Source organism: Pseudomonas sp. W15Feb9B, from assembly GCF_000828175.1.
GTDB classification, from domain to species: domain Bacteria; phylum Pseudomonadota; class Gammaproteobacteria; order Pseudomonadales; family Pseudomonadaceae; genus Aquipseudomonas; species Aquipseudomonas parakoreensis.
Genome location: NZ_JTKF01000018.1, coordinates 69,020 through 94,692, shown reverse-complemented (window position 1 = coordinate 94,692; position 25,673 = coordinate 69,020). Strand labels below are relative to the sequence as shown.

The 25,673-nt window shown below is 59.4% G+C and carries 27 protein-coding genes; 16 read left to right on the top strand and 11 right to left on the bottom strand.

Annotation, left to right across the window (positions count from 1 at the left end; genetic code table 11):
• Positions 1–18: 18 nt before the first annotated feature.
• Positions 19–750 (bottom strand): HugZ family protein, encoded by a 732-nt coding sequence (locus tag OC71_RS10685; protein WP_041068392.1) that lies wholly within the window; start codon positions 748–750, stop codon positions 19–21.
• Positions 751–913: 163 nt separating this feature from the next.
• Here OC71_RS10685 and OC71_RS10680 point away from each other — a divergent pair, with 163 nt between their 5' ends.
• Positions 914–1,672, top strand: coding sequence for an SDR family oxidoreductase (locus OC71_RS10680; protein ID WP_041068700.1), 759 nt, complete (start codon positions 914–916; stop codon positions 1,670–1,672).
• Between the two features lie 95 nt (positions 1,673–1,767).
• On the opposite strand, the gene apbC is transcribed toward OC71_RS10680, so the two are convergent.
• Complete coding sequence (apbC, locus tag OC71_RS10675) at positions 1,768–2,862, bottom strand: iron-sulfur cluster carrier protein ApbC (protein WP_041068390.1); 1,095 nt, start codon at positions 2,860–2,862, stop codon at positions 1,768–1,770.
• A gap of 342 nt (positions 2,863–3,204) precedes the next feature.
• Between apbC and metG the strand changes: the two genes are divergently transcribed.
• From metG to OC71_RS10635, 8 genes are all read left to right on the top strand, one after another.
• A complete protein-coding gene (metG, locus tag OC71_RS10670; RefSeq protein WP_041068388.1) occupies positions 3,205–5,256 on the top strand; it encodes a methionine--tRNA ligase in 2,052 nt (683 codons plus the stop codon).
• Positions 5,257–5,388: 132 nt separating this feature from the next.
• The gene (locus OC71_RS10665; RefSeq protein ID WP_041068386.1) at positions 5,389–5,958 is read left to right on the top strand and encodes an electron transport complex protein RnfA; all 570 of its coding nucleotides are present in this window, start codon (positions 5,389–5,391) and stop codon (positions 5,956–5,958) included.
• On the top strand, positions 5,955–7,166 hold the full coding sequence (rsxB, locus tag OC71_RS10660) for an electron transport complex subunit RsxB (RefSeq protein ID WP_041068384.1): 1,212 nt from the start codon (positions 5,955–5,957) through the stop codon (positions 7,164–7,166). Before OC71_RS10665 ends, rsxB begins: the two co-directional genes overlap by 4 nt.
• Complete coding sequence (locus OC71_RS10655) at positions 7,153–8,136, top strand: RnfABCDGE type electron transport complex subunit D (protein WP_041068382.1); 984 nt, start codon at positions 7,153–7,155, stop codon at positions 8,134–8,136. The genes rsxB and OC71_RS10655 overlap by 14 nt, the downstream gene beginning before the upstream one ends.
• Positions 8,133–8,738, top strand: a complete 606-nt coding sequence (locus tag OC71_RS10650; RefSeq protein WP_041068381.1) for an RnfABCDGE type electron transport complex subunit G — start codon at positions 8,133–8,135, stop codon at positions 8,736–8,738. The genes OC71_RS10655 and OC71_RS10650 overlap by 4 nt, the downstream gene beginning before the upstream one ends.
• Positions 8,735–9,316, top strand: coding sequence for an Rnf-Nqr domain containing protein (locus OC71_RS10645; protein WP_041068379.1), 582 nt, complete (start codon positions 8,735–8,737; stop codon positions 9,314–9,316). The genes OC71_RS10650 and OC71_RS10645 overlap by 4 nt, the downstream gene beginning before the upstream one ends.
• Positions 9,313–9,951: an endonuclease III gene (gene nth / locus OC71_RS10640; RefSeq protein WP_003227707.1), complete on the top strand. Its 639-nt coding sequence runs from the start codon at positions 9,313–9,315 to the stop codon at positions 9,949–9,951. The genes OC71_RS10645 and nth overlap by 4 nt, the downstream gene beginning before the upstream one ends.
• A gap of 107 nt (positions 9,952–10,058) precedes the next feature.
• Positions 10,059–10,238: a PA3496 family putative envelope integrity protein gene (locus OC71_RS10635; protein ID WP_041068377.1), complete on the top strand. Its 180-nt coding sequence runs from the start codon at positions 10,059–10,061 to the stop codon at positions 10,236–10,238.
• 87 nt (positions 10,239–10,325) lie between these two features.
• Here OC71_RS10635 and OC71_RS10630 read toward each other — a convergent pair whose 3' ends face one another.
• Positions 10,326–10,952, bottom strand: a complete 627-nt coding sequence (locus OC71_RS10630; protein ID WP_003227711.1) for a response regulator transcription factor — start codon at positions 10,950–10,952, stop codon at positions 10,326–10,328.
• A 496-nt stretch (positions 10,953–11,448) separates the two neighbouring features.
• Here OC71_RS10630 and OC71_RS10625 point away from each other — a divergent pair, with 496 nt between their 5' ends.
• Entirely contained in the window at positions 11,449–12,153 is a 705-nt protein-coding gene (locus OC71_RS10625; protein WP_041068375.1) for a hypothetical protein, read from the top strand.
• Between the two features lie 149 nt (positions 12,154–12,302).
• Here OC71_RS10625 and OC71_RS10620 read toward each other — a convergent pair whose 3' ends face one another.
• Both OC71_RS10620 and OC71_RS10615 read right to left on the bottom strand, forming a co-directional pair.
• On the bottom strand, positions 12,303–13,520 hold the full coding sequence (locus tag OC71_RS10620) for an argininosuccinate synthase (RefSeq protein WP_027612065.1): 1,218 nt from the start codon (positions 13,518–13,520) through the stop codon (positions 12,303–12,305).
• Between the two features lie 129 nt (positions 13,521–13,649).
• A complete protein-coding gene (locus tag OC71_RS10615; protein ID WP_041068372.1) occupies positions 13,650–14,558 on the bottom strand; it encodes an OmpA family protein in 909 nt (302 codons plus the stop codon).
• 160 nt (positions 14,559–14,718) lie between these two features.
• On the opposite strand from OC71_RS10615, the gene pyrC reads away from it, so the two are divergent.
• Together pyrC and rnt are read left to right on the top strand one after the other, a co-directional pair.
• On the top strand, positions 14,719–15,765 hold the full coding sequence (gene pyrC / locus OC71_RS10610; RefSeq protein WP_041068370.1) for a dihydroorotase: 1,047 nt from the start codon (positions 14,719–14,721) through the stop codon (positions 15,763–15,765).
• On the top strand, positions 15,762–16,439 hold the full coding sequence (gene rnt, locus OC71_RS10605; RefSeq protein ID WP_003227721.1) for a ribonuclease T: 678 nt from the start codon (positions 15,762–15,764) through the stop codon (positions 16,437–16,439). Before pyrC ends, rnt begins: the two co-directional genes overlap by 4 nt.
• A 74-nt stretch (positions 16,440–16,513) precedes the next feature.
• On the opposite strand, the gene OC71_RS10600 is transcribed toward rnt, so the two are convergent.
• Positions 16,514–17,116, bottom strand: a complete 603-nt coding sequence (locus tag OC71_RS10600) for a peroxiredoxin (protein WP_007963972.1) — start codon at positions 17,114–17,116, stop codon at positions 16,514–16,516.
• 313 nt (positions 17,117–17,429) lie between these two features.
• Here OC71_RS10600 and OC71_RS10595 point away from each other — a divergent pair, with 313 nt between their 5' ends.
• Positions 17,430–17,648 (top strand): bacterioferritin-associated ferredoxin, encoded by a 219-nt coding sequence (locus OC71_RS10595; RefSeq protein ID WP_003227725.1) that lies wholly within the window; start codon positions 17,430–17,432, stop codon positions 17,646–17,648.
• A gap of 200 nt (positions 17,649–17,848) precedes the next feature.
• A complete protein-coding gene (gene bfr / locus OC71_RS10590) occupies positions 17,849–18,322 on the top strand; it encodes a bacterioferritin (RefSeq protein WP_041068365.1) in 474 nt (157 codons plus the stop codon).
• 184 nt (positions 18,323–18,506) lie between these two features.
• On the opposite strand, the gene grxD is transcribed toward bfr, so the two are convergent.
• From grxD to OC71_RS10575, 3 genes are all read right to left on the bottom strand, one after another.
• Complete coding sequence (gene grxD / locus OC71_RS10585; protein WP_003227729.1) at positions 18,507–18,848, bottom strand: Grx4 family monothiol glutaredoxin; 342 nt, start codon at positions 18,846–18,848, stop codon at positions 18,507–18,509.
• Between the two features lie 97 nt (positions 18,849–18,945).
• On the bottom strand, positions 18,946–21,051 hold the full coding sequence (locus OC71_RS10580) for a molybdopterin oxidoreductase family protein (protein ID WP_041068363.1): 2,106 nt from the start codon (positions 21,049–21,051) through the stop codon (positions 18,946–18,948).
• Between the two features lie 137 nt (positions 21,052–21,188).
• Positions 21,189–21,479, bottom strand: coding sequence for a hypothetical protein (locus OC71_RS10575; protein ID WP_041068361.1), 291 nt, complete (start codon positions 21,477–21,479; stop codon positions 21,189–21,191).
• Between the two features lie 406 nt (positions 21,480–21,885).
• On the opposite strand from OC71_RS10575, the gene argF reads away from it, so the two are divergent.
• Together argF and OC71_RS10565 are read left to right on the top strand one after the other, a co-directional pair.
• Complete coding sequence (gene argF, locus OC71_RS10570) at positions 21,886–22,806, top strand: ornithine carbamoyltransferase (RefSeq protein WP_041068359.1); 921 nt, start codon at positions 21,886–21,888, stop codon at positions 22,804–22,806.
• Entirely contained in the window at positions 22,803–23,912 is a 1,110-nt protein-coding gene (locus OC71_RS10565) for an ABC transporter ATP-binding protein (RefSeq protein ID WP_041068357.1), read from the top strand. Before argF ends, OC71_RS10565 begins: the two co-directional genes overlap by 4 nt.
• Before the next feature lie 87 nt (positions 23,913–23,999).
• Here OC71_RS10565 and OC71_RS10560 read toward each other — a convergent pair whose 3' ends face one another.
• Both OC71_RS10560 and ybaK read right to left on the bottom strand, forming a co-directional pair.
• Positions 24,000–24,782 (bottom strand): PhzF family phenazine biosynthesis protein, encoded by a 783-nt coding sequence (locus tag OC71_RS10560; protein WP_041068354.1) that lies wholly within the window; start codon positions 24,780–24,782, stop codon positions 24,000–24,002.
• Positions 24,783–24,877: 95 nt separating this feature from the next.
• The gene (ybaK, locus tag OC71_RS10555) at positions 24,878–25,348 is read right to left on the bottom strand and encodes a Cys-tRNA(Pro) deacylase (protein WP_041068352.1); all 471 of its coding nucleotides are present in this window, start codon (positions 25,346–25,348) and stop codon (positions 24,878–24,880) included.
• Positions 25,349–25,673: the final 325 nt, after the last annotated feature.

The window sequence follows — 25,673 nt, the reverse complement described above, 5'->3', positions numbered from 1 at the left end:
CGTCGCCCTTTCGTGAATTCAAGCGTCGGCCCCTGCATTTTTTGGCCAGACCTCGGCGTGAGCCAGAGAAACCAAGGCCTCGCGCACTTGTATCGGCGTATGACAAGGCGCTGGAAACGGCAGCCAATACAGTGCCTGACCGATGCGCAGGTGCATGCCTTCACTGTCGATCCCGGCCAGTTGCGCCGGCACGGTTTGCGGCAATCCGCTGAGTTCCACGTAATGCGCGATGGCTTGGGCGTGATCGCTGTTCATATGCTCGACCATGCTGATTTCCGCCTTGCCGGCAAACGGGTTGGCCTGGGTCACTTGATCGACCCAGTGAATCGCGCCGAAACCGCCGATGTAGCGGTGACGTACCGGGTTGAGCACCCAGAAATCAAAATCGTGGGCCTTGTGGTAATTCTGCGAATCGGGGAAATAACGGTAGTAACGCTCGGCGGCGGCTTCGATAGCCGCCGGTTCTTCGAGCTTTTGCGCCTCGGCCAGATAGGTCAGGCGACCAACGGCCTGCACGTCGTCGGCCTCGCGTTCCCCCACCAGCAGCGAACACTTCGGGTCTTTCTGCAGGTTGTGAGTGTGCTGGGCGATGCGGCTGATCAGGATCAGCGGGCGGCCTTGCTCGTCCAGACAATACGGCACCACTGAGCCGAACGGGAAACCGGGCATCGATTTGGAGTGGGTCGACAATACGCCACGGTATTCCTTGAGAAGCAATTCTCGGGCATTCTTGGCCGCTTCAACGCTCAATTTATGACTCCTTAAATAGAATCCGTCGAAAAAACGGACAGGCGCCGGGGGATAAGTCCCTGTAACGCCATCGGGCAATGCTCATGTGCAATCTGGCCATACCGGTACAGATCGAGCGTCGCCAATAACAAAAACCACTCAGACCGGCTATCGGGGCATGCGCATGCAACTCAACGACAAAGTAATCATTATCACCGGCGGTTGCCAGGGTTTGGGCCGCTCCATGGCCGAGTATTTCGCCGGCAAAGGCGCCAGGCTCGCACTGGTCGACCTCAATCAGGAAAAACTCGATGACGCGGTGGCAGCCTGCAAGGCCAAGGGCGTCGAGGCGCGCAGCTATCTGTGCAACGTGGCCAATGAAGAACAGGTTGAGCACATGGTCGCGCAGGTTGCCGAAGATTTCGGTGCGATCCACGGCCTGATCAACAACGCCGGGATCCTGCGCGATGGCCTGCTGCTCAAGGTCAAAGATGGCGAAATGACCAAAATGAGCCTGGCCCAGTGGCAGGCGGTGATCGACGTCAACCTGACCGGCGTGTTCCTGTGCACCCGTGAAGTGGCGGCGAAAATGGTCGAGCTGAAGACCAGCGGCGCGATCATCAACATCTCATCGATCTCCCGCGCCGGTAACGTCGGCCAGACCAACTATTCCGCCGCCAAGGCTGGCGTGGCCGCAGCCACTGTGACCTGGGCCAAGGAACTGGCGCGTTACGGCATTCGTGTGGCGGGCATTGCGCCGGGCTTCATCGAAACCGAGATGACCCTGGGCATGAAGCCCGAAGCGCTGGAGAAAATGACTTCGGGTATCCCGCTCAAGCGCATGGGCAAGCCGGAAGAGATTGCCCATTCGGCAGCGTACATCTTCGAGAACGACTACTACACCGGGCGGATTCTGGAGATGGATGGCGGGTTGCGCATCTAAAGCAAGATCAAAAGATCGCAGCCTGCGGCAGCTCCTACACAGAGCTTTTCTGTAGGAGCTGCCGCAGGCTGCGATCTTTTAGCAAACGACGCCGATCAATCGTCGCTGATGCTGATGTTAGGCATCGCCGGCGTCGCCGCTTCCTGCAACACAATGCGCGCGCCGACGTGGCGGGCCAGTTCCTGATAGACCATCGCGATCTGGCTGTCCGGTTCGGCGATCACCGTTGGCTTGCCGCCATCGGCCTGCTCGCGGATCAGCATCGACAGCGGCAGCGAGGCCAGCAGTTCAACGCCATATTGGGTGGCCAGTTTCTCGCCACCGCCCTCACCGAACAGATGCTCGGCATGTCCGCAGTTCGAGCAGATGTGCACCGCCATGTTTTCCACCACGCCCAGCACCGGGATGTTGACCTTGCGGAACATTTCCACGCCTTTGCGTGCGTCCAGCAGCGCCAGATCCTGCGGGGTGGTGACGATCACCGCACCGGCCACCGGGACTTTCTGCGCCAGGGTCAGCTGGATATCGCCAGTGCCTGGCGGCATGTCGATGACCAGATAATCGAGATCGCCCCACGCGGTTTGCGTCACCAGTTGCAGCAGTGCGCCGGAGACCATCGGCCCACGCCAGACCATCGGCGTGTTGTCGTCGGTCAGGAACGCCATCGACATGACTTCGACTCCGTGGGCCTTGAGCGGCACGAACCACTTCTGATCCTTGACCTCGGGGCGCGTGCGCTCGGGGATGCCGAACATGATGCCTTGGCTCGGGCCATAGATGTCGGCGTCGAGAATCCCCACCTTGGCGCCTTCACGGGCCAGCGCCAGCGCGAGGTTGGCCGCGGTGGTCGACTTGCCCACACCGCCCTTGCCCGACGCCACGGCGACCACGTTCTTGACGTTGGCCAGCCCCGGGATCTGCGCCTGGGCCTTGTGCGCGGCGATCACGCTGTTGACCTCGACCTTGGCGCTCGTCACCCCATCGAGGTTTTCGATGGCCAGTTGCAGCAACTGCGCCCAGCCGCTCTTGAACAGGCCGGCGGCGTAACCGATTTCCAGCTGAACCTTGACGCGGTCGCCATCGATCTCGATGTGCTTCACGCAACCGGCGCTGACCGGGTCCTGGTTCAGGTAGGGGTCGGTGTATTGGCTGAGGACGGCTTCCACCGCTGCGCGAGTGACGGCACTCATGGGCAACTCCGATAACAAGACTGGGAAAAGATGGCGGGTATCGTACCCCGCAGATTGATTTGTGGTCAGGCGATTTATGCGTTGACTCGACTTTGTGGCGAGGGAGCTTGCTCCCGCTCGACTGCGCAGCAGGCGCAATCAGGCTTATCCGGTCTATTCGACATTGCCGGGATGGGGCGGCTTCGCCACCCAGCGGGAGCAAGCTCCCTCGCCACAATTTATTGCGGTCGGCCCATCCGGTTATTGCAGTGGCCGCATCCGGAAACAGGTGCACAGGGTGAAAAATATGCGCCAGCGCTTTATAGTGGCCGACCTCCGTTTCATCAAGTAGCGAAGCCCCACATGTCCGAACCACGCAAGATCCTCGTCACCAGCGCCCTGCCCTACGCCAACGGTTCGATCCACCTTGGCCATATGCTGGAATACATCCAGACCGATATGTGGGTGCGCTTCCAGAAGCATCGCGGCAATCAATGCATTTATGTCTGCGCCGACGACGCCCACGGTTCGGCGATCATGCTGCGCGCGGAAAAGGAAGGCATCACCCCGGAACAACTGATCGCCAATGTGCAGGCTGAACACAGCGCCGACTTTGCCGAGTTCCTGGTCGACTTCGACAACTTCCACTCCACTCACGCCGAAGAAAACCGTGAGCTGTCGAGCCAGATCTACCTGAAACTGCGCGATGCCGGGCACATTGCCCAGCGCTCGATTACCCAGTATTTCGACCCGGAAAAGAAAATGTTTCTGGCCGACCGCTTCATCAAGGGCACCTGCCCGAAATGCGGCACTGAAGACCAGTACGGCGACAACTGCGAAAAATGCGGTGCGACCTACGCCCCGACCGACCTGAAGGATCCGAAGTCGGCCATCTCCGGCGCGACTCCGGTGCTCAAGGATTCCCAGCACTTCTTCTTCAAGCTGCCAGACTTCCAGCAGATGCTGCAGACCTGGACCCGCAGCGGCACCCTGCAGGACGCCGTGGCCAACAAGATTGCCGAGTGGCTGGACGCCGGCCTGCAACAGTGGGACATCTCCCGCGATGCGCCGTACTTCGGTTTCGAGATTCCGGACGAGCCGGGCAAATATTTCTATGTGTGGCTGGATGCGCCGATCGGCTACATGGCGAGCTTCAAGAACCTCTGCGACCGCACGCCGGAGCTGGACTTCGACGCGTTCTGGGGCAAGGACTCCACCGCCGAGCTGTACCACTTCATCGGCAAGGACATCGTCAACTTCCACGCCCTGTTCTGGCCTGCCATGCTCGAAGGCGCCGGTTTCCGCAAGCCGACCGGGATCAACGTGCACGGCTACCTGACCGTCAACGGCCAGAAGATGTCCAAGTCCCGTGGCACGTTCATCAAGGCGCGTACCTACCTGGATCACCTGTCGCCGGAATACCTGCGTTACTACTACGCGGCCAAATTGGGCCGTGGTGTCGATGACCTCGACCTGAACCTCGAAGACTTCGTGCAGAAGGTCAACTCCGACCTGGTCGGCAAAGTGGTCAACATCGCCAGCCGTTGCGCCGGTTTCATCCACAAGGGCAACGGCGGCCTGCTGGTCGACAACAATGCCGCGCCAGAGCTGACCGAAGCCTTCCTCGCCGCGGCGCCAAGCATTGCCGACGCCTATGAAGCGCGCGACTTCGCCCGCGCCATGCGTGAAACCATGGCCCTGGCCGACCGCGCCAACGCCTGGATCGCCGACAAAGCCCCATGGTCGTTGAACAAGCAGGAAGGCAAGCAGGATGAAGTCCAGGCGATCTGCGCCACCGGCATCAACCTGTTCCGCCAACTGGTGATCTTCCTCAAACCGGTGCTGCCGCTGCTGGCCGCCGACGCCGAGGCATTCCTCAATGTCGCCCCGCTGACCTGGAACGACCACACCACGCTGCTGGCCAACCATCAGCTCAATGAATTCAAGCCGTTGATGACCCGCATCGACCCGGTAAAAGTGCAAGCCATGACCGACGCCTCGAAAGAAGACCTGACCGCCAGCCAGACCGACACCGGCGCCGCCACACCTGCGGGCAATGGCGAACTGGCCAAGGATCCGCTGTCGCCGGAAATCGACTTCGACACCTTTGCCGCCGTCGATCTGCGCGTCGCGCTGATCGTCAAGGCTGAACATGTGGAAGGTGCCGACAAGCTGCTGCGCCTGACCCTGGACATCGGTGACGAGCAGCGCAACGTGTTCTCCGGAATCAAGAGCGCCTACCCGGACCCGTCGAAACTCGACGGTCGCCTGACCATGATGATCGCCAACCTCAAGCCGCGGAAAATGAAGTTCGGCATGTCCGAAGGCATGGTGATGGCCGCCGGCCCTGGCGGTGAAGAAATCTACCTGCTGAGCCCGGACAGCGGCGCCAAGCCGGGTCAACGCATCAAGTAAGACCCAGTGGTAAAACGATCCCACAGGCATGTTCTGCAGGCCTGTGGGATTTTTCATATCTGGCCCACCCTTCGCGGGTGCCGGATAATGCCTAACCTTAAGTGACACCCGCCCGTTGCTGCCGGCAGAACCATGACCGAACTTGCGCTTACGCTGATCAGTGCCGCCCTGCTCAACAACTTCGTGTTGCATTGGCCGCTGGGCGTCGATCCGTTGCTGGCCGGCAGTCGGCGCCAGGTGCATGCGCTGGGGCTGGCGACGGGGTGCCTGATGCTGAGCGTCGGCATCTTCGGTTACGCAATCTGGCACTGGCTGCTGGTACCGCTGCAACTGCAGGCCCTGCACCTGTTCGTGTTCTTGCCACTCAACGTGCTGCTGATCGCGCCGGTATTGAAACTGCTGACCCGTGCGCTGCCTGACTGGCCCTTCGATGGGCTATGGCCATTGTTGCTGGGCAATGCCGGCGTGCTCGGGCTGGCCTTGATCAATGCGCAAAATGATCATGGCCTGTTGCAGGCGGCGGCACTGAGCCTCGGCGCCGGGCTAGGTTTCTGGCTGGTGCTGAGCCTGTTCAGCGACTTGCGTGAACGCACGGCGGACAACGACATTCCCCTGCCCTTTCGCGGCTTGCCGATCGACCTGATCGGCGCCGGACTGATCGCAGTGATTTTTCTCGGATTCAGTGGACTGATCAAAACATGAGTCTGATTCAACTCATCGATGCCCTCCTGCCGCAGACCCAGTGCGGCAAATGCGGCCACCCCGGGTGCAAGCCCTATGCGCAAGGCATCGTCGACGGCGAACCGATCAACAAGTGCCCGCCCGGCGGTGACGAAACCATCGCCGCGCTGGCTGAACTGTTGAACGTGCCGGTGCTGGAACTGGACGTCAGCCGCGGCGCGGCACCGCCACAAGTGGCGTACATCCGCGAGGCCGAGTGCATCGGCTGCACCAAGTGCATCCAGGCCTGCCCGATCGACGCCATCGTCGGCGCGGCGAAACTGATGCACACCGTGCTGATCGACGAATGCACCGGTTGCGACCTGTGCGTGGCACCGTGTCCGGTGGATTGCATCGAGATGCACCCGCTGCCGCTCGGCACCTTGCCGGTGGTCGGTGGCCTGGCGACCAGCCTTGAAGAGCTGCGCGCACGCACGGCCAAACGCGATCATGCGCGCCAGCGTTTCGAACGCCGCAACGCCCGCCTGCAACGCGAAGAACAGCACAAACAGGCTGAGCGCGAAGCCCGTGCGCATCGGGCGGCGCAACCGGCGACGGCCACTCTCGATCCGGTGCAGGCAGCTCTGGAACGGGTGCGCGCGCAGAAAGCCGCAACCGCCGATGCGGCGCTGAAGAAAGCCAAGATCGATGTCGCCATGAGCCGCGCGCAATTGCACAAATCGCTGAAAGCCTTCGGTCATCCGCCGACCTTCGAACAGCAATCGCAACTGATCGTGCTGCAACAGCAGTTCGAAGCGGCAGAACAGGCGCTGGCAAAACTCGAAAGCAGCGCCGCCGTTCCAGCCGCTGCGGCTCCGGCTCCAGCGAAAGACGCGGATCTGAAACGGGCAAAAATCCAGTTGGCCATGCGTCGCGCCGAACTGAAAAAGGCTCAGACCGCCGAAGCACCCGCGCAGCAGATTGCCACGCTGGAACAGGCACTGCGTGATGCCGAGCAAGCCCTGCATGTGGCAGAGGCGGCCAGTGAGCAGCCTGTGCCTGATCTGGTCCGGGTGGAAAAGCGCCCGATCGACAACCAGCTCCGCCAGTTGAAAACCGAATTGGCCTACGCCCGCGCCGACCTGAGCAAACTCGAACGCCGTGCCGACACACCGAATGACATCCTCGACAAGGCCCGCGCTCGCCTGCTGGCCGCCGAGCGTCAGGTGCAAGACCATGTCGCCCCGTGAGGCACCGGATGATCGCCTGCAACAGGCGATGAGGCAGGTGCTGCTGGCCACGCTGCCGGGATTGTTGGCACTGTTCTGGTGTTACGGCTGGGGCGTGCTGATCAATTTGATTCTGGCGGCGAGCACGGCGCTGCTGATCGAAGCTGGCGTCACCCGCCTGCGGCGCCAACCTTTGCAACCGACGCTCAGCGATGGCAGCGCGCTGGTCAGCGCGACACTGCTGGCCGCTGCCCTGCCGCCTTACTGCCCGTGGTGGCTGACCGTGACCGCGGTTGCTTCGGGTCTGCTGCTCGGCAAGCATTTGTACGGTGGTGTCGGCAAAAATCCGTTCAACCCGGCCATGCTCGGTTTCGCCCTGGCGATGGTGCTGTTCCCACAACCGATGACCCACTGGCCGGCGCACGGCATGAATCTGCAGGCCGCTTTTGCCCAAGTCCTGAATCTGGGCCAGGCCCCGGACGCCTGGGTACAGGCGACTGCACTGGACAGTCTGCGCATCAACAAGAGCCTGACCATGGATGAGTTGTTCGCCGCCAACCCGGCGTTCGGCCGCTTTGGTGGACGCGGCGTGGAGTGGATCAATCTGGCGTTTCTCGCCGGCGGGCTGTGGCTGTTGCAGCGCCGGGTAATCGCCTGGCAAGCGCCGGTCGGCATGCTGGTCAGCCTGTTTCTCGTCAGCCTGCTCTGCTGGAACGGTTCGGGTTCCGATTCCCACGGTTCACCGCTGTTTCATCTGTTGAGCGGGGCAACCATGCTCGGTGCCTTTTTCATCATTACCGAACCGGTGTCGGGCGCCAGAAGTCCGCTGGCCCGGCTGCTGTTCGGCGTTGGCGTCGGCTTGCTCACCTACCTGATCCGCACCTGGGGCGGCTACCCGGACGGCGTTGCATTTGCGGTGTTGCTGATGAATCTCTGCGTGCCAGCGCTGGAACGTTTTGCCGCCGCCCGCCAGACGCAGGTGCAATCATGAGCCGCATGGTTTCTGTCGTGATGCTCGTGCTGCTGGCCGGCGCGGGGCTCGGCCTGACTTACGTGGTGCAACGCGCCAGTGCGCCGCAGATTGCCAGCGAGCAGGCCCTGCTCGACAGCCGCAAGCTGCTCGATGTGCTCGCGGCCGATGCATACGACAATCAGCCGCTGGAGCAGCCACTGGCGTTGACTGACGCGTCGTTGAGCCACAGCAAATTGCTGGCGGGTTACCGCGCCAGCAAAGCCGGGCAGCCGGTGGCGGTGCTGTTGCGCACGCAGACTGAGGGCTATGCCGGCGTTATCGAGCTGCTGATCGCCATCGATGCCAACGGCAGACTGCTGGGGGTCAAAACCCTGCGGCACAACGAAACGCCCGCACTCGGCGGACTGATTGGCGACTGGCCGAACCACTGGCTGGCGACATTTGCCGGGCAATCGCGTCACGCGCCTGACGACGCAGGCTGGGCGCTGAAAAAGGATCAGGGACAGTTCGATCAACTGGCGGGCGCGACCATCACCTCCCGGGCCACCGTCAATGCCATCCACGACGCCCTGCGCTACTTTGATGAGCACCGGACAACCTTGCTGGGGATCGGATCATGAACCGGCCGACGAACCTGACGAATGCTTCGATGCTGATTGTGCTGCTTGGCACCAGTACAACACTGGCTAGCGCACTGGGCATGCTGCTGATGTCGGGCGTCGTCGTGGCGGTTTACGGTGTCTGTTTCGGCGCATTGCGCTCGCGACTGTCTGACAGCGACCGGATGCTGGCCAGTCTGCTGCTGGCCGCCACCCTGACCAGTTGCGCCAATATCCTCGCGCAACGCTGGGCGTTGCAGTGGCAACAGTCACTCGGAATCTATACCGGGCTGATCGCCTTGCAATGCGTAGTGCTGGAATACAATGGATTCTTTGCCCAGGCATTTGGCCTGCGCCTGAAGTTTTTTGGCCTGTCGAGCGGGCTGCTACTAGCACTGGCGGCACTGCGTGAACTGTTCGGTCAGGGCCATATCGGCCGTGGCCTGCCTGAGCACTGGCAAGGCCTGGTGCTGTTCAACGAAGGGCTGCACCTGTTCACCCTGGTTCCCGGCGCATTCATCGTGCTTGGGCTTCTGCTCGCCGCCCGCCAGGCCTGGACCCGCTCGAACGCTCTCTCCAAGGAAACACATCATCCATGAATGCCGCAAAACGTCTGGAAATCTTCCGCAGACTTCATGAAGACAATCCCGAGCCGAAGACCGAACTGGCCTATTCCTCGCCGTTCGAGTTGTTGATCGCGGTCATTCTTTCGGCGCAATCAACCGATGTCGGCGTCAACAAGGCCACGGCCAAACTGTTCCCGGTGGCTAACACCCCCGCTGCGATCCACGCACTGGGCGTCGAAGGGCTGTCCGAATACATCAAAACCATCGGTCTCTATAACAGCAAAGCGAAAAACGTGATCGAGACCTGCCGCATGCTGGTCGAACTGCACAATGGCGAAGTCCCGCAGACGCGCGAAGAACTGGAAGCGCTGCCCGGCGTCGGCCGCAAGACGGCCAACGTGGTCCTGAATACCGCTTTCCGTCAGTTGACCATGGCGGTCGACACGCACATTTTTCGCGTGAGCAACCGCACCGGTATCGCCCCGGGTAAAAATGTCGTTGAAGTTGAAAAGAAGCTGATGAAATTTGTGCCAAAAGACTACCTGCTGGATTCTCACCACTGGCTGATTCTGCACGGTCGCTATGTGTGTCTGGCGCGCAAGCCACGCTGTGGCAGCTGCCGGATCGAGGATTTGTGCGAGTACAAACACAAAACCTCGGACGATTGATTGGCTATTGGAATAATTGATTTATCGATTGAAAAAATCTTTTTTACCCGCAGCAGGAATATCGATATAAGGAGCGCCAAAGGCAGTCTTAGCCTGGAGTTCACCTTATGACTGACAGCAAAGAACAACTGGATGTAGATGACGATTTCACCGCTGTAGAAACCGACGACGCCGAACCGGTGGTCGAAGTCGCCAAGACCAATCTGAGCAAACGCCGCACCATCGACAACCTGCTTGAGGAGCGCCGACTGCAAAAGCAATTGGCCGACTACGATTTTGATCTTTGACACTTGAAAGCCTCCCTGACCGGAGGCTTTTTACTTTCTGCAGCATCTGACATGGCGCAGCCCACGTTGCCTCGGGCTTCAGGAGCATCAGACAAGCCCGTTGCGTTGCGCCAGTTCAATCAGATCCACCAACGACCGGGCATTGAGTTTCAATAGCAGGCGGGTCTTGTAAGTGCTGACCGTCTTGTTGCTGAGAAACATGCCATCGGCGATTTCCTTGTTCGTTTTACCTCGCGCCAATTGCTGCAACACCATCATTTCCCGCCCGGACAGGCGGTCTACCATATCGGCCTCGCTGGCATTACCGAGGCTGGTACGTACGGTATGCAGGGCCTGATTGGGAAAATAACTGTATCCGGACAGTACGGCTTTGATCGCACTGAGCAGCTCTGTCAGATCCTGCTGTTTACAGACATACCCTGCCGCCCCCGATTGCATGCAGCGCATTGAAAAATGCCCTGGAGCCTGGGAAGTCAACACCAAAACTTTCAAGGGCATCGGTGTTGAGTTCAAACGCGCAATAACTTCAAGACCATCAAGCTTCGGTATTCCAATATCCAGAATAACAATGTCCGGCATCTGTTCACGCGCAAGTTGCAACGCATCTACACCGTTATCCGTTTCTGCAATGACTTCGTAGCCATGACGCTCCATCAGCATACGCACAGCAAGACGAATGACGGGATGATCATCCACGATCAGCACTTTATTCATGGGCAAGTCCAGTTTCGCTGTTCGAATTTTTAGAGCACGCACAATAGCCCAGTCACTTCCGACATGGCACAAGAGAGTTCCATCGCACTCCCAGCGAAAGACATTCCCTACAACAAATAAAGACTATTCCTACAAAAAAACCCACTTACGCACTATTTCCATGACACAACTGTTTTTCCGCCCCCTGCACCGACGTGAAAAATACTACGCCCTGAAGCCCTTGCGCACTCGCTTTCAGAGCAAGTTGCTCATCGAATGCAGACAGAATATTGCTGTTCAATGAATACCTATGGCTCATCCGCGATCGGCACTTGGCAGATGACCAATTGTAAAAAACAACATAAAAACCATTCAAAGTACTTTAACAATCAATGTCTGAAACAAGATACTTCTACCCAACTGATTTTCTTTAATATAAAAATAGCCTCAAGTATAAACTTCAACCCACACCCAACCACTCCACCTATTGGAAACACACATTTAATGAGCACTCCCCATGATAAAAGTCAGAAAAAAGATAACCAACCCCATGACTATAATTGCGATATTTGCATTTATTTCCGAATCATCAGCCGCCATTTCCTTGCCTTTTTTAGATAACAACGAAAGGGAGGTCTATGTCTGGTTTCTGATCAGCTTCCCGTTTTACTTGTTGCTGCTGTTTTTTCTAACACTGAACTTCAACTACCGTTCTCTGTACGCCCCCTCGGATTTCGAGAAAGACGACAGCTTTCTAAAAACCTTTGAGGAACTCAAGACCACCGAGAGCAACCCGGATTTGTCTCCGACAGACACTTCCATTGCAACCGGAAAGAAATCAAATTCGAATAAACCAGAACGAACGCTACCAAAACAAGGTACTGACCAGACGCAATCCCATTGGTCTGCTGAAATAGCCTGCCCCGAGGAACCGTGGATTGAACACAACATTCAGTTACCCAAACCCATGGGCACGTTGCGTGCGATAGATGTTCGTCCGATGAACAACTCACAGGCGTTCAATACGCTGGTCGAACACTTTCCGCGCCTGGGCAAACAATCGGCCAAGGCAGTGCTTTTTTTGACTGATCCCGCATCCGAGGTTTTGCTCAAGCAAATGACGCTCAGCCTTATCAGACAGTCGAAGAAAAGCGGCGGCGCGAAACTCTTGGTCGCCTATAACGTGAGTACACAAAGCACTACGGTTCTGAGAGAACTATGAAACGCAAGGCAGATGCCTGAAATGGGTATTCAAGAAAACCCCGGAGTGGGCCGTAGCGACAGACAATCCAGGAGAGCGCCAGACGAGCATAAAAAAATGGCGGCATTGTCCAGGGACAAGCCGCCATTTTTCATACAGACCTGCGTGACTTAAAACAGCTTGCGGCCCTTGTTGGCTGCAATGCGCATGCGCAGCGCGTTAAGCTTGATGAAGCCCGCCGCGTCAGCCTGGTTGTAAGCGCCGCCGTCTTCTTCGAAGGTCGCAATATTAGCGTCGAACAACGAATCGTCGGACTTGCGGCCGGTAACGATCACGTTGCCTTTGTACAGCTTCAGACGAACCACACCGTTCACGTTGACCTGCGAAGCGTCGATCATCTGTTGCAGCATCAGACGCTCCGGGCTCCACCAGTAACCGGTGTAGATCAGGCTGGCGTATTTCGGCATCAACTCGTCTTTGAGGTGAGCGACTTCGCGGTCCAGAGTGATCGATTCGATGGCGCGGTGAGCACGCAGCATGATGGTGCCGCCCGGGGTTTCGTAGCAGCCACGGGACTTCATGCCGACATAGCGGTTTTCCACGATGTCGAGACGGCCGATGCCGTGAGCACCACCGATCTTGTTCAGCGTCGCCAGTACGGTGGCCGGTGTCATTTCGACGCCGTCGAGGGCAACGATATCGCCGTTGCGGTAGGTCAGTTCCAGGTATTGCGGGGTGTCGGGAGCCTTCTCCGGGGAGACGGTCCAGCGCCACATGTCTTCTTCGTGCTCGGTCCAGGTGTCTTCCAGCACGCCGCCTTCATAAGAGATGTGCAGCAGGTTGGCGTCCATCGAGTACGGGGACTTCTTCTTGCCGTGACGCTCGATCGGGATCGCGTGCTTCTCGGCGTAGTCCATCAGCTTCTCGCGCGACAACAGGTCCCACTCACGCCATGGCGCGATCACTTTCACGCCAGGCTTGAGCGCGTAGGCACCCAGTTCGAAACGCACCTGGTCGTTGCCCTTGCCGGTGGCGCCATGGGAAATGGCGTCGGCGCCGGTTTCGTTGGCGATTTCGATCAGGCGCTTGGCAATCAGCGGACGTGCGATGGAAGTACCCAGCAGGTACTCGCCTTCGTAAACGGTGTTGGCGCGGAACATCGGGAACACGAAGTCACGCACGAATTCTTCGCGCAGGTCGTCAATGTAGATTTCTTTGACGCCCATGGCCTGAGCCTTGGCGCGAGCCGGCTCGACCTCTTCGCCCTGACCCAGGTCAGCGGTGAAAGTCACCACTTCACAGTTATAAGTATCCTGCAGCCACTTGAGGATCACCGAAGTGTCCAGGCCGCCGGAATACGCCAGAACGACCTTGTTTACGTCCGCCATGCCATCACTCCACGGGGTTCTACGGAAAGCCGAGGAGTCTACCGCTCAAATCCGATAATTTACAGAGGCGCGACAGCTTAAGACGACAAAGCGACAGAATCTGTCGAGAGCGCGACGATGACCGGCGGGTCAGGAAGTCGCCGCAGCATTGGCGGGTGTGCTGGCTTGCGGCGCTGGCGCGGTGGTCGGCGCCACTCGTGCAAGCTTCACGCTGACCCGGCGATTCTTCGCCCGGTTAGCCGCATTGTTGTTCGGCACCAGCGGGTACTGCTCGCCGTGGAAGCGCACGGTGATCTGCGATTCGGCGATGCCGTTGGCCTTGAAGAAGTCGACCACCGCCAGCGCGCGCCGGCGCGACAGTTCACGATTGGTCAGACGATTACCGCTGTTGTCGGAATAGCCATCCAGTTCGATGTGATTGACCGTCGGGTCGGCCTTCATGAACTCGAGCATCACCTGCAGCCTGGCCTTGGCGTCGGCATCCAGATCGGTGCCTTCGCCAGGAAAGCCTACCTGCGAGTGTTTGACCTGGTCGAAATTCTGCGGCAGCAGCTTCGCCACGCATGTCTGGTATTCGTTGAACGCCTTGCTGAACTTGACCGGCAACAGACGCACTTCAGAAACCCGGCCATCGCCGGACGCACGACGCACCACCGGACTGCGCCCGTCGAGCAAACCGCTGATCAGTCCGCCGGCCTGGGATTGCGAACTGTTGAACAGCACGTTACCGGTGCCGATCCTCACGCTGCCCAAATTGATGTCGTTGCGCCCCGGCTGCCAGGGCGCGGCCGCCGCGAGCAACGTCGCCGAACCGCCGCCGAGCATGGCGTTGTAGGCATTGAGGCGGAAAATCGCCTGCTCGCCGGCCTTGCGCACGAACTGGCCCGAGCCGAAATCGGTGATCGGCTGGGTCAGACGGCACTCGAACTTGTCGCCCTCGACCGTCCACTCAATGTTCTCCAGACGCGTCTGGTAGGTGAGCGCCATCGCGGGGAGGCTGGCAAACACACTGAGCAAGGCTAAATATCGCTGGCGCACGGGAGGCTCCATTGGCTTCTGTAACACAAAGACCGATTCACACTATGTTTACGGCATACCTACGGGCTATCGGAAGGTTCCGGCAAAACTTGATAGCGAGTGCCTGCAAGAGTCTTTTCCGGTAGCATTCCCCTCAGTTTGACCCGCCTGGAATCCCCTCATGTCCGACCGCCTGACCCTGCTGCGTCCCGACGACTGGCACATTCATCTTCGCGATGGTGCCGTGTTGACCAATACCGTTGCCGATGTGGCGCGCACCTTTGGCCGCGCCATCATCATGCCCAACCTGGTACCACCGGTGCGCAACGCCGCTGAAGCCGATGGCTATCGCCAGCGGATTCTCGCTGCCCGCCCGGCCGGCAGTCGTTTCGAACCGCTGATGGTGCTGTACCTCACCGACCGCACCCAGCCCGAAGAAATTCGTGAGGCCAAGGCCAGCGGTTTCGTGCACGCCGCCAAGCTGTACCCGGCTGGCGCCACCACCAACTCCGATTCCGGAGTCACCAGCATCGACAAGATCTTCCCGGCGCTGGAAGCCATGGCCGAAGTCGGCATGCCGCTGCTGATCCACGGCGAAGTCACCCGTGGCGACGTCGATGTCTTCGACCGCGAAAAGATTTTCATCGATGAGCACATGCGCCGGGTGGTCGAGCGATTCCCGACGCTCAAAGTGGTGTTCGAACACATCACCACCGGCGACGCCGTGCAGTTTGTCAGCGAAGCCTCGGCCAACGTTGGCGCGACCATCACCGCGCATCACCTGCTGTACAACCGCAACCACATGCTGGTGGGCGGGATCCGGCCGCACTTCTACTGCCTGCCGATCCTCAAGCGCAATACCCATCAGGAAGCCCTGCTCGACGCCGCCACCAGCGGCAGCGCGAAGTTCTTCCTCGGCACCGACTCGGCGCCGCACGCCCAGCACGCCAAGGAAGCCGCCTGCGGCTGCGCCGGCTGCTACACCGCGTACGCCGCCATCGAGCTGTATGCCGAAGCGTTCGAACAGCGTAATGCACTGGACAAGCTCGAAGCGTTTGCCAGCCTTAACGGCCCGCGCTTCTACGGTCTGCCGGCCAACACCGATCGCATCACCCTGGTTCGCGAAGAATGGACCGCCCCAACCAGCCTGCCATTCGGCGAGCTGAACGTTATCCCGCTGCGCGCCGGTGAAAAACTGCGCTGGCGCCTGCTGGAGGAACACGCGTGAGTGAAGACCATTTCGACGACGAACTGGACGGTCAAGGTGGCGGCGGCGGTTCCCGTCATCCAATGGCAGCGCGTTTTCGCGGCTACCTGCCGGTTGTCGTCGACGTAGAGACCGGTGGCTTCAACTCGGCCACCGACGCTCTGCTGGAGATTGCCGCGACCACCATCGCCATGGATGAAAAGGGTTTCGTTTACCCGGACCACACCTACTTCTTCCGCGTCGAGCCATTCGAAGGCGCGAACATTGAAGCGGCAGCGCTGGAATTCACCGGGATCAAGCTCGATCACCCGTTGCGCATGGCGGTCAGCGAAGAAACCGCGCTGACCGACATCTTCCGTGGCGTGCGCAAGGCGCTGAAGGCCAATGGTTGCAAACGCGCGATTCTGGTCGGGCATAACAGCAGCTTCGACCTCGGCTTCCTGAATGCCGCGGTTGCGCGTCTGGACATGAAGCGCAATCCGTTCCATCCGTTCTCCAGCTTCGACACCGCGACGCTGGCCGGTCTGGCTTACGGTCAAACCGTGCTGGCGAAAGCCTGTCAGGCAGCGGACATCGACTTCGACGGCCGTGAAGCGCATTCGGCGCGTTACGACACCGAGAAGACCGCCGAGCTGTTCTGCGGCATCGTCAACCGCTGGAAACAGATGGGCGGCTGGGAAGATTTCGACGACTGATCCTCGTCGGGTATTTCCCGCGCATAAAAAAACCGGCCACATGGGCCGGTTTTTTTGTACCGCGACGTTGCGCCTTACAGGGCAGCAGCGTTCTCGGTCAGGTAAGCCGCAACGCCTTCTGGCGAAGCGTTCATGCCTTTGTCACCTTTTTTCCAGTTGGCAGGGCAGACTTCGCCGTGCTCTTCGTGGAATTGCAGAGCGTCGACCAGACGGATCAGCTCTTCCATGTTACGGCCCAGCGGCAGGTCGTTGATGATCTGCGAGCGGACAACGCCCTTGTCGTCGATCAGGAACGCGCCACGGAAAGCCACGCCGCCTTCGGACTCAACGTCGTAGGCCTTGGCGATTTCGTGCTTCATGTCGGCAGCCATGGTGTATTTCACCTGGCCGATGCCGCCGTTGTTGACGGGGGTGTTGCGCCAGGCGTTGTGGGTGAAGTGCGAGTCGATCGACACGGCGACCACTTCCACATTGCGCGCCTTGAAGTCAGCCATGCGGTTGTCCAGAGCGATCAGCTCGGACGGGCAGACGAAGGTGAAGTCCAGCGGGTAGAAGAACACCAGGCCGTATTTGCCTTTGATGGCCGAGGACAGGGTGAAGCTGTCAACGATCTCGCCATTGCCGAGTACGGCCGGGACGGTGAAGTCAGGGGCTTGTTTGCCTACGAGTACGCTCATGGATATCTCCTGGTGAATAACTTTGAAGTTCAGGGTCCGGGCCAGCCTGCCACCCTCAGGCGACAGCCCTGTGACACGAACCCGCTTCGCAAGGGCCGACCATCATACACTGCGTTTTTCGCCTGTCCTTAACGGTTTTTTGCCCAAGGCGGATAACGGACCAGCATTTTCGGGCCAGGCAATCCGCCATTAATCACCGTTCGTCAGTGACCGGCCTTTCGATCGAAAACCATTCAGAAAGCACTTTGACAATCATTCTCGTTAACATTAAGATCCATCGCAATTGAGTCACAACCAGCGACGGTTCTCACTTATGTATGTTTGCCTCTGCACTGGCGTCACCGACGGACAGATCCGCGAAGCGATCTATGAAGGTTGCTGCAGCTACAAAGAAGTCCGCCAGGCCACTGGCGTCGCCAGCCAATGCGGCAAATGTGCCTGCCTGGCCAAGGAAGTGGTTCGCGAAACCCTGACCAAGCTGCAAACCGCTCAGGCCGCGATCCCCTATCCAGTAGAATTTACGGCTGCGTAATTAACCAGATTTCGAAGAACCGGACTTATGTCCGGTTTTTTTATGTCCGCAAATCAAGTGCTTAGGTGCCAGACGCGGAACACAAACATTCTTATTCAGATTTAATTTCATTTATTATTCAATAACTTAGGTTTGACACTTATAAGTACCCGGCTCAAACTCCGCCTTATATACGGCTATTACAGGGCAGGACTCCCATCATGAAAGGCGACATTACAGTCATCCAGCATCTCAACAAGATCCTTGCCAATGAGCTGGTCGCGATCAATCAGTACTTCCTGCATGCCCGCATGTATGAAGATTGGGGCCTGAACAAGCTGGGCAAGCACGAGTACCACGAATCCATCGACGAGATGAAACACGCGGACAAGCTGATCAAGCGCATCCTGTTCCTGGAAGGCCTGCCGAACGTGCAGGATCTGGGCAAGCTGCACATCGGCGAGCACACCCAGGAGATGCTGGAATGTGACCTGCGTATCGAGAAGACCGGCCACGCCGACCTGAAAGCCGCCATCGCCCATTGCGAATCGGTTGGCGACTTCGGCAGCCGTGAACTGCTTGAAGACATTCTCGAATCCGAAGAAGAGCATATCGACTGGCTGGAAACCCAACTGAGTCTGATCGATAAAGTCGGTCTCGAGAACTATCTGCAATCGCAGATGGGCGAAGAGTAGAAGCTGCCGCAGGCTGCGATCTTTTCAGATTGCACCGGCAACTCGCGTTAACTTTTCCAGCGCACTAAAAAGCCCCGCCCTCTTTCGAGGTGCGGGGCTTTTTATTGGCTGAAGATCAAAAGATCGCAGCCTCGTTTCACTCGACAGCTCCTACAGCAGAAGCATGTGCCGAGTGAAAGCCGGATCAGGCTTCGGACTTGGCCGCAGCCGCCTTGGCCGATGCTTCCTTGACCAGAGTCTGCAGCTCACCGTTGGCGAACATTTCAGCCATGATGTCGCTGCCGCCGACCAGTTCACCGCCGACCCACAGTTGCGGGAAAGTCGGCCAGTTGGCGTACTTCGGCAGGTTGGCGCGGATTTCCGGGTTCTGCAGGATGTCGACGTAGGCGAACTTCTCGCCACAGCCCATCACAGCCTGCGCAGCTTTCGCGGAAAAGCCACACTGCGGGGCATTCGGCGAGCCTTTCATGTAAAGCAGAATGGTGTTGTTGGCAATCTGCTCTTTAATCGTTTCGATGATATCCATGGAGCACCTCGGCTGAACTTTCCGACTCATGGGTCGGCACGGTGACGCATTGTAACGGAATCCCGAGCGCACTGCTCGGTCTCCCCGACAGGCATATTCAAGCCGCCACCACCGTCACCGGCACGCCATTGAGCGCCGCGTTGCCCGACAGCTCGTCGAGCTGGCATTCATCGGTCAGGTCGTTGGCGCTCGACCCCGGCTGACCACTGGCAATCGCCATCTGCACGCCCGGCCGAGCATGTCCCCAACCGTGCGGCAGGCTGACCACTCCCTTCATCATATCCAGACTGCCGAGCACCTCGACCTCGATCTGCCCTACCCGCGAGCTAACGCGAACTAACTGACCATCGTTGAGCCCACGGCTGGCGAGGTCATCCGGGTGCATCAGCAATTGATGCCGTGGCTTGCCCTTCACCAGACGATGGTAGTTATGCATCCACGAATTATTGCTGCGCACATGGCGCCGGCCGATCATCAACAACTCATCGGCTGCCGGCGCCTGCAAGGCCGCAAAGCGTGCGAGATCAGCGAGGATCTCCGGCGGCGCAGCCTGCACCCGTTGATTTGGCGTCTTGAGGCGAGCGGCAAGATTCGGTTTCAACGCCCCAAGATCAATCCCGTGCGGATGATCGAACAATGTCGCCAACGACAGCTTCTGATCGGACGCATCGCCATACAGGCCCATGCGCAGGCCCATGTCGATCATCTGCGCCGGCGGCAAGGTCGGTTTCAGTTCCTTGCCGGTCTTTTCGGCGAAAGCCTTGGCCAGGCCGACGAAAATTTCCCAATCGTGCAGCGCACCCTCTGGTTTGGCGAGAATCGCCCGGTTGAAGCGAGTGACGTTGCGCACCGCGAACAGGTTGAACGTAGTGTCGTAGTGATCGTTCTCCAGCGCCGAGGTCGACGGCAGGATCAAATCGGCGTAACGCGTGGTTTCGTTGATGTACAGGTCGATGCTGAGCATGAACTCCAGACCGTCCAGCGCCTGCTCCAGTTGCCGGCCGTTGGGCGTCGACAACACCGGATTGCCGGCCACAGTGATCAGCGCGCGAATCTGCCCTTCGCCTTCGGTGAGCATCTCTTCGGCCAGCGCCGACACCGGCAACTCGCCGCCGTACTCGGGTCGCCCGGAGACCCGGCTTTGCCATTTGTTGAAATGCCCGCCCGAGGTCGATGCCACCAGATCCACCGCCGGCTCGGTACACAATGCACCGCCCACCCGGTCAAGGTTGCCGGTGACCAGATTGATCAACTGCACCACCCAGTGACACAAGGTGCCGAACGCCTGAGTCGAAACGCCCATGCGCCCGTAGCACACGGCACTCGGCGCCGCAGCGAAATCCCGCGCCAGTTGGCGGATCTGCTCGGCCGGCACCGCACACAGCGGGCTCATGGCTTCGGCAGTGAACGTGGCGACGGCTGCGCGCACTTCATCAAGGCCATCAACCGGCAAGTGGCTGTCACGGGTCAGGCCTTCGCTGAACAAGGTGTTGAGCACCCCGAACAGAAGCGCCGCGTCGCCACCGGGCCGCACGAACAGGTGCTGATCGGCGATGGCCGCCGTTTCGCTGCGCCGGGGATCGACCACCACCACTTTGCCGCCGCGCGCCTGAATCGCCTTCAGGCGTTTCTCGACATCCGGCACGGTCATGATGCTGCCGTTGGACGCCAGCGGGTTGCCGCCGAGGATCAGCATGAAATCAGTGTGATCGATGTCCGGGATCGGCAGCAGCAAGCCATGGCCGTACATCAGGTAACTGCTCAGGTGATGCGGCAACTGATCGACCGAAGTCGCCGAAAAGCGATTGCGCGTCTTCAGCAGGCCGAGAAAGTAGTTGCTGTGAGTCATCAGCCCATAGTTGTGCACGCTCGGGTTGCCCTGGTAGACCGCCACCGCATTCTGCCCGTGACGCTCTTGAATCGCCGCCAGACGCTCGGCCACCAGTGCAAAGGCCTCGTCCCACTCGATCGGCAGCCATTCGCTGCCGACCCGGCGCATCGGCTGACGCAGGCGATCGGGGTCATTCTGGATGTCTTGCAAGGCCACGGCCTTGGGGCAGATATGCCCGCGACTGAAGGTGTCGAGGGCATCGCCCTTGATCGAGGTGATCGCAACGTTGCCATCGGACTCGGTGGTCTCGATGGTCAGGCCGCAGATGGCTTCGCACAGGTGGCAGGCACGGTGATGGAGAGTCTTGGTCATGGCCAGTCTCTGTCTTGTTCTGGGCAGGCAACGGGCATGCCTGCGGGAACAAAACTATGGCCCCCGCGCAGATCCTGCGCCAGCGACGTTTATCTTGTGAATCGACGGTTATCAGGCGAGCCGATAAGCCGTCATGATCAATTCGACGGCAGCTGCGGCGGCGCCTGCAACTGGATTTCCTGAATGGTCTCGATCTGCTCGTGAGCGATGTGCACACCGGTGAGTTCGCCGATCAGCCGCCAGTGCTCGTCGAGCCCGGCACTGATGGTCGCCATGCGATCGATCATGTGACGGCCAGCGGTCTTGACCACTTCGTCGTCGCTGCGCAGCAGTTCGAAGGACATTGAGGTCACCGACGCGGTGAGATGGGTCAAAGAGCGAGCCGTGTGACCCAGCAGTTCCATTAACAGTTTTTCTTTCGATTCCATGCGGAGGCTTCCTGCGTCGCTCGAAACTTATTTATAACCCAGCACTTTGCTTTAGCAAATGTTTCAGTCCGAGCATCCGACCAAGTGATGGCATGGCGCCACGGTCGTAAACCGACCCAAGCGACTCGATCCCCGCCACGCTGAATTGCCAAGCCCTGCAAGGCCAGTGTACAAAGAGGCTCGTGGCGGCTCTGAACCCGGCTTCATCAAACGTGCGACAGCAACATCCGACGCTCAACCGAATCCCGCAAAATCCGTAGCCTATTGGCGTAACGCGACATTTAGTGTCAATATCGCGCCTTCCCCTATTTCGTCGCCCCGTGCGGCTTACGCCGCAGGTCTCGCCCGTTGTTCCGTTAAACAAGGCTTTGAGCATCTGCGGTTTGTAACAAAAAGGTAGTCAATGATGAGCGCAAGGCACTTTCTCTCCCTGATGGATTGCACGCCCGAAGAGCTGGTCAGCGTGATCCGTCGAGGCGTTGAGCTCAAGGACCTGCGTAACCGCAGCGTATTGTTCGAGCCGCTGAAAAACCGCGTCCTGGGGATGATTTTCGAGAAATCCTCGACCCGTACCCGGATCTCCTTCGAGGCCGGCATGATCCAGCTCGGTGGCCAGGCGATCTTCCTCTCGCCACGTGACACCCAGCTGGGTCGTGGCGAGCCGATCGGCGACTGCGCCATCGTCATGTCAAGCATGCTCGATGCGGTGATGATCCGTACCTTTGCCCACAGCACCCTGACCGAATTCGCCGCCAACTCGCGCGTGCCAGTGATCAACGGCCTGTCCGATGACCTGCACCCGTGCCAGTTGTTGGCCGACATGCAGACCTTCCTTGAGCACCGTGGCTCGATTCAGGGCAAGACCGTGGCGTGGATCGGCGACGGCAACAACATGTGCAACAGCTATATAGAAGCGGCGATCCAGTTCGACTTCCAGTTGCGCGTTGCCTGCCCGCAAGGCTACGAGCCCAATCCTGAGTTCGTCGCCCGCGCCGGCGATCGCGTGACCATCGTCCGTGATCCGCAAGACGCCGTGCGCGGTGCGCACCTGGTGAGCACTGACGTCTGGACTTCGATGGGTCAGGAAGAGGAAACTGCCAAGCGCCTGAAGCTGTTTGCACCGTTCCAGGTGACCCGCGCCCTGCTCGATCTGGCGGCTGAAGATGTGCTGTTCATGCACTGCCTGCCGGCGCACCGCGGTGAAGAAATCAGCCTCGACCTGCTCGATGACCCGCGCTCCGTTGCCTGGGATCAGGCAGAAAACCGTCTCCACGCACAGAAGGCCCTGCTTGAGTTCCTCGTCGAACCGGCATATCACCACGCATGAGTCATGAATTACTGCTGAACCTGCGCAACCTCGCTTGCGGCTACCAAGATCAACGCGTGGTGCAGAACCTTAATCTGCACCTCAACGCCGGCGACATCGGCTGCCTGCTCGGCTCGTCCGGCTGCGGCAAGACCACCACCCTGCGCGCGATTGCCGGTTTTGAACCGGTGCACGAAGGGGAAATCACTTTGGGCGGCGAAACCATTTCCAGCGCCGGTTTCACTCTGGCCCCGGAGAAACGCCGGATCGGCATGGTGTTCCAGGACTACGCACTGTTCCCGCACCTCAGCGTCGCGGACAACATCGCCTTCGGGATCCGCAAGCACCCGAACAAGGCGCGCGTCACCGAAGAGCTGCTGGAACTGGTCAACCTGAAGAACCTCGGCAAACGCTTCCCGCACGAACTCTCCGGCGGCCAGCAACAACGCGTCGCCCTCGCCCGCGCCCTGGCGCCGGAACCGCAACTGCTGCTGCTCGACGAACCGTTCTCCAACCTCGATGGCGAGCTGCGCCGCAAGCTCAGTCACGAAGTGCGCGACATTCTCAAGGCCCGTGGCACCAGTGCGATTCTGGTGACCCACGACCAGGAAGAAGCTTTCGCCGTCAGCGATCACGTTGGCGTATTCAAGGAAGGCCGGCTGGAACAGTGGGACACGCCCTACAACCTCTACCACGAGCCGGCGACGCCGTTTGTGGCCAGCTTCATTGGTCAGGGTTATTTCATTCGCGGTCAGCTCGGCAGCCCGGAATCGGTGCAGACCGAACTCGGCGAACTGCGCGGCAACCGGGCCTATACCTGGCCGGTGGGCGGCGCGGTGGATGTGTTGCTGCGTCCGGATGACATCGTTTATGCACCGGACAGCGCGTTGAAAGCACGCATCGTCGGCAAGACCTTCCTCGGTGCCTCGACCCTGTATCGCCTGCAACTGCCGACCGGCGCGCAGCTGGAATCGATCTTCCCCAGCCATGCCGACCATCAGGTGGGTGCGAATGTCGGGATTCGGGTTGCTGCAGAACACCTGGTCCTGTTCCAGGCATCGGGCAGCACCGCGGCACAAATCCCGGCGGCGGAAAACGGCGTCCGCCGCTACAGCACCGCCCTCTGATCAAACAGAACATCGGAGTGTGGAGGTTTTTTGTGGTGAGGGGATAAATCCCCTCACTACAAAGGCTCACTCCAACAAAGTTTTGCGTTAACCGAGGATCAATGTGCCGCTGGCAACCAGCGTCGCATTGCCGCCAATCTTCACCCGCTCGCCTTCCAGCCGACAGAACAACTCCCCGCCCCGCGCCGAACGCTGGCACGCGGTCAGGCTCGACTTGCCCAGACGTTTCGACCAGTACGGAATCAAGCTGCAATGCGTCGAACCGGTGACCGGGTCTTCGTTGATACCAATGGCCGGCGCGAAATAACGCGAGACAAAATCATGCTGATTGCCGCGCGCCGTCACGATGGCGCCGAGCCACGGCAGTTTCGCCAGCGCGACCATGTCCGGTGTGCAGTCGAGCACTGCCTGCTCCGACTCCAGCACCACGAACAACTCGTTGGAACCGAGCACATCCACCGCCTCGACACCCAGCGCACGCTCGACATCCAGCGTCACGCCAATCGCCGATGGCACGATCGACGGAAAGTCCAGCCACAGGCGATCGCCTTCGCGGCTGACGCTCAACGGCCCGGACTTGCAGGTGAAGTCCAGACGCTCGACGTTTTCCTTGTAGACCTCGAACAACACGTGGGCACTGGCCAGCGTCGCATGCCCGCACAATGGCACTTCGGTAGTCGGAGTGAACCAGCGGATGTGCCACGCGGCGCCTTCGCGCACCACGAACGCGGTTTCCGCCAGATTGTGTTCGGCGGCGATCTTCTGCATCAACTCATCCGCAAGCCATGCGTCGAGCCGATACACCATCGCCGGATTGCCACTGAACGGTCGGTCGCTGAACGCGTCGACCTGATGAAACTCAAGCTGCATAACCTTCTCCCTAAGTCCGTGGGCAGAGCATGCGGCGCGGGCCGGTTCAGCGCCAGTGACAGAACCGGTCAATTTTCTTCATACAGAATTCAGCGTTACACCCGACCGATGTCGGCAAATTTGGCCTGTGTATGCTCGGCGAGTACGGCGGGCGCCAACTCGACCTCCAGGCCGCGTCGGCCAGCACTGACATAAATAGTCGCAAAACCCTGAGCCGAGTTATCGATGAAGGTGCGCAGACGCTTCTTCTGCCCCAGCGGACTGATCCCGCCCAGCAGGTAACCGGTGGAACGCTGCGCCGCAGCCGGGTCAGCCATTTCGACTTTCTTCACGCCCGCCGCGTGTGCGAGCCCCTTGAGATCAAGGCTTCCGACGACCGGTACCACCGCCACCAGCAGTTCACCTTTTTCGCTGGCAGCGAGCAACGTCTTGAACACCTGCGCCGGCTCCAGCGCCAGTTTCTCTGCGGCCTCCAGCCCGTAAGACGCGGCCTTCGGGTCATGTTCGTAACTGTGCACGCGATGTTCGGCACGAACTTTTTTCAACAAGTCCAACGCAGGGGTCATGGCAGCTCCAGGCTCGGCATCAACAGAAAAATCCTGCGCCGGATTCTAGGTCATCACAGCGCAAAAGGCTCTAGCGCAGGCCCCGTTTTCCGGGCTTTGCGCGCGAGCCGCCAGGCTATCGCCGCCGCCATCGGCAGGACCATTCAGCAGGTTGATAGTTGAATTGTGACCGATGGTTCACTTTCGACCTTTGACAGGTTTGTTTCTTGTCTATATTTTTTCGAATCTGAATAATGTAAGAATTATCGTCACCGCAGCACCCAGCAGTAAACCGGGAACAGGATGGGGATCCTGCCCCGGGGAAAATCGCGCCTTGCCCTGACGG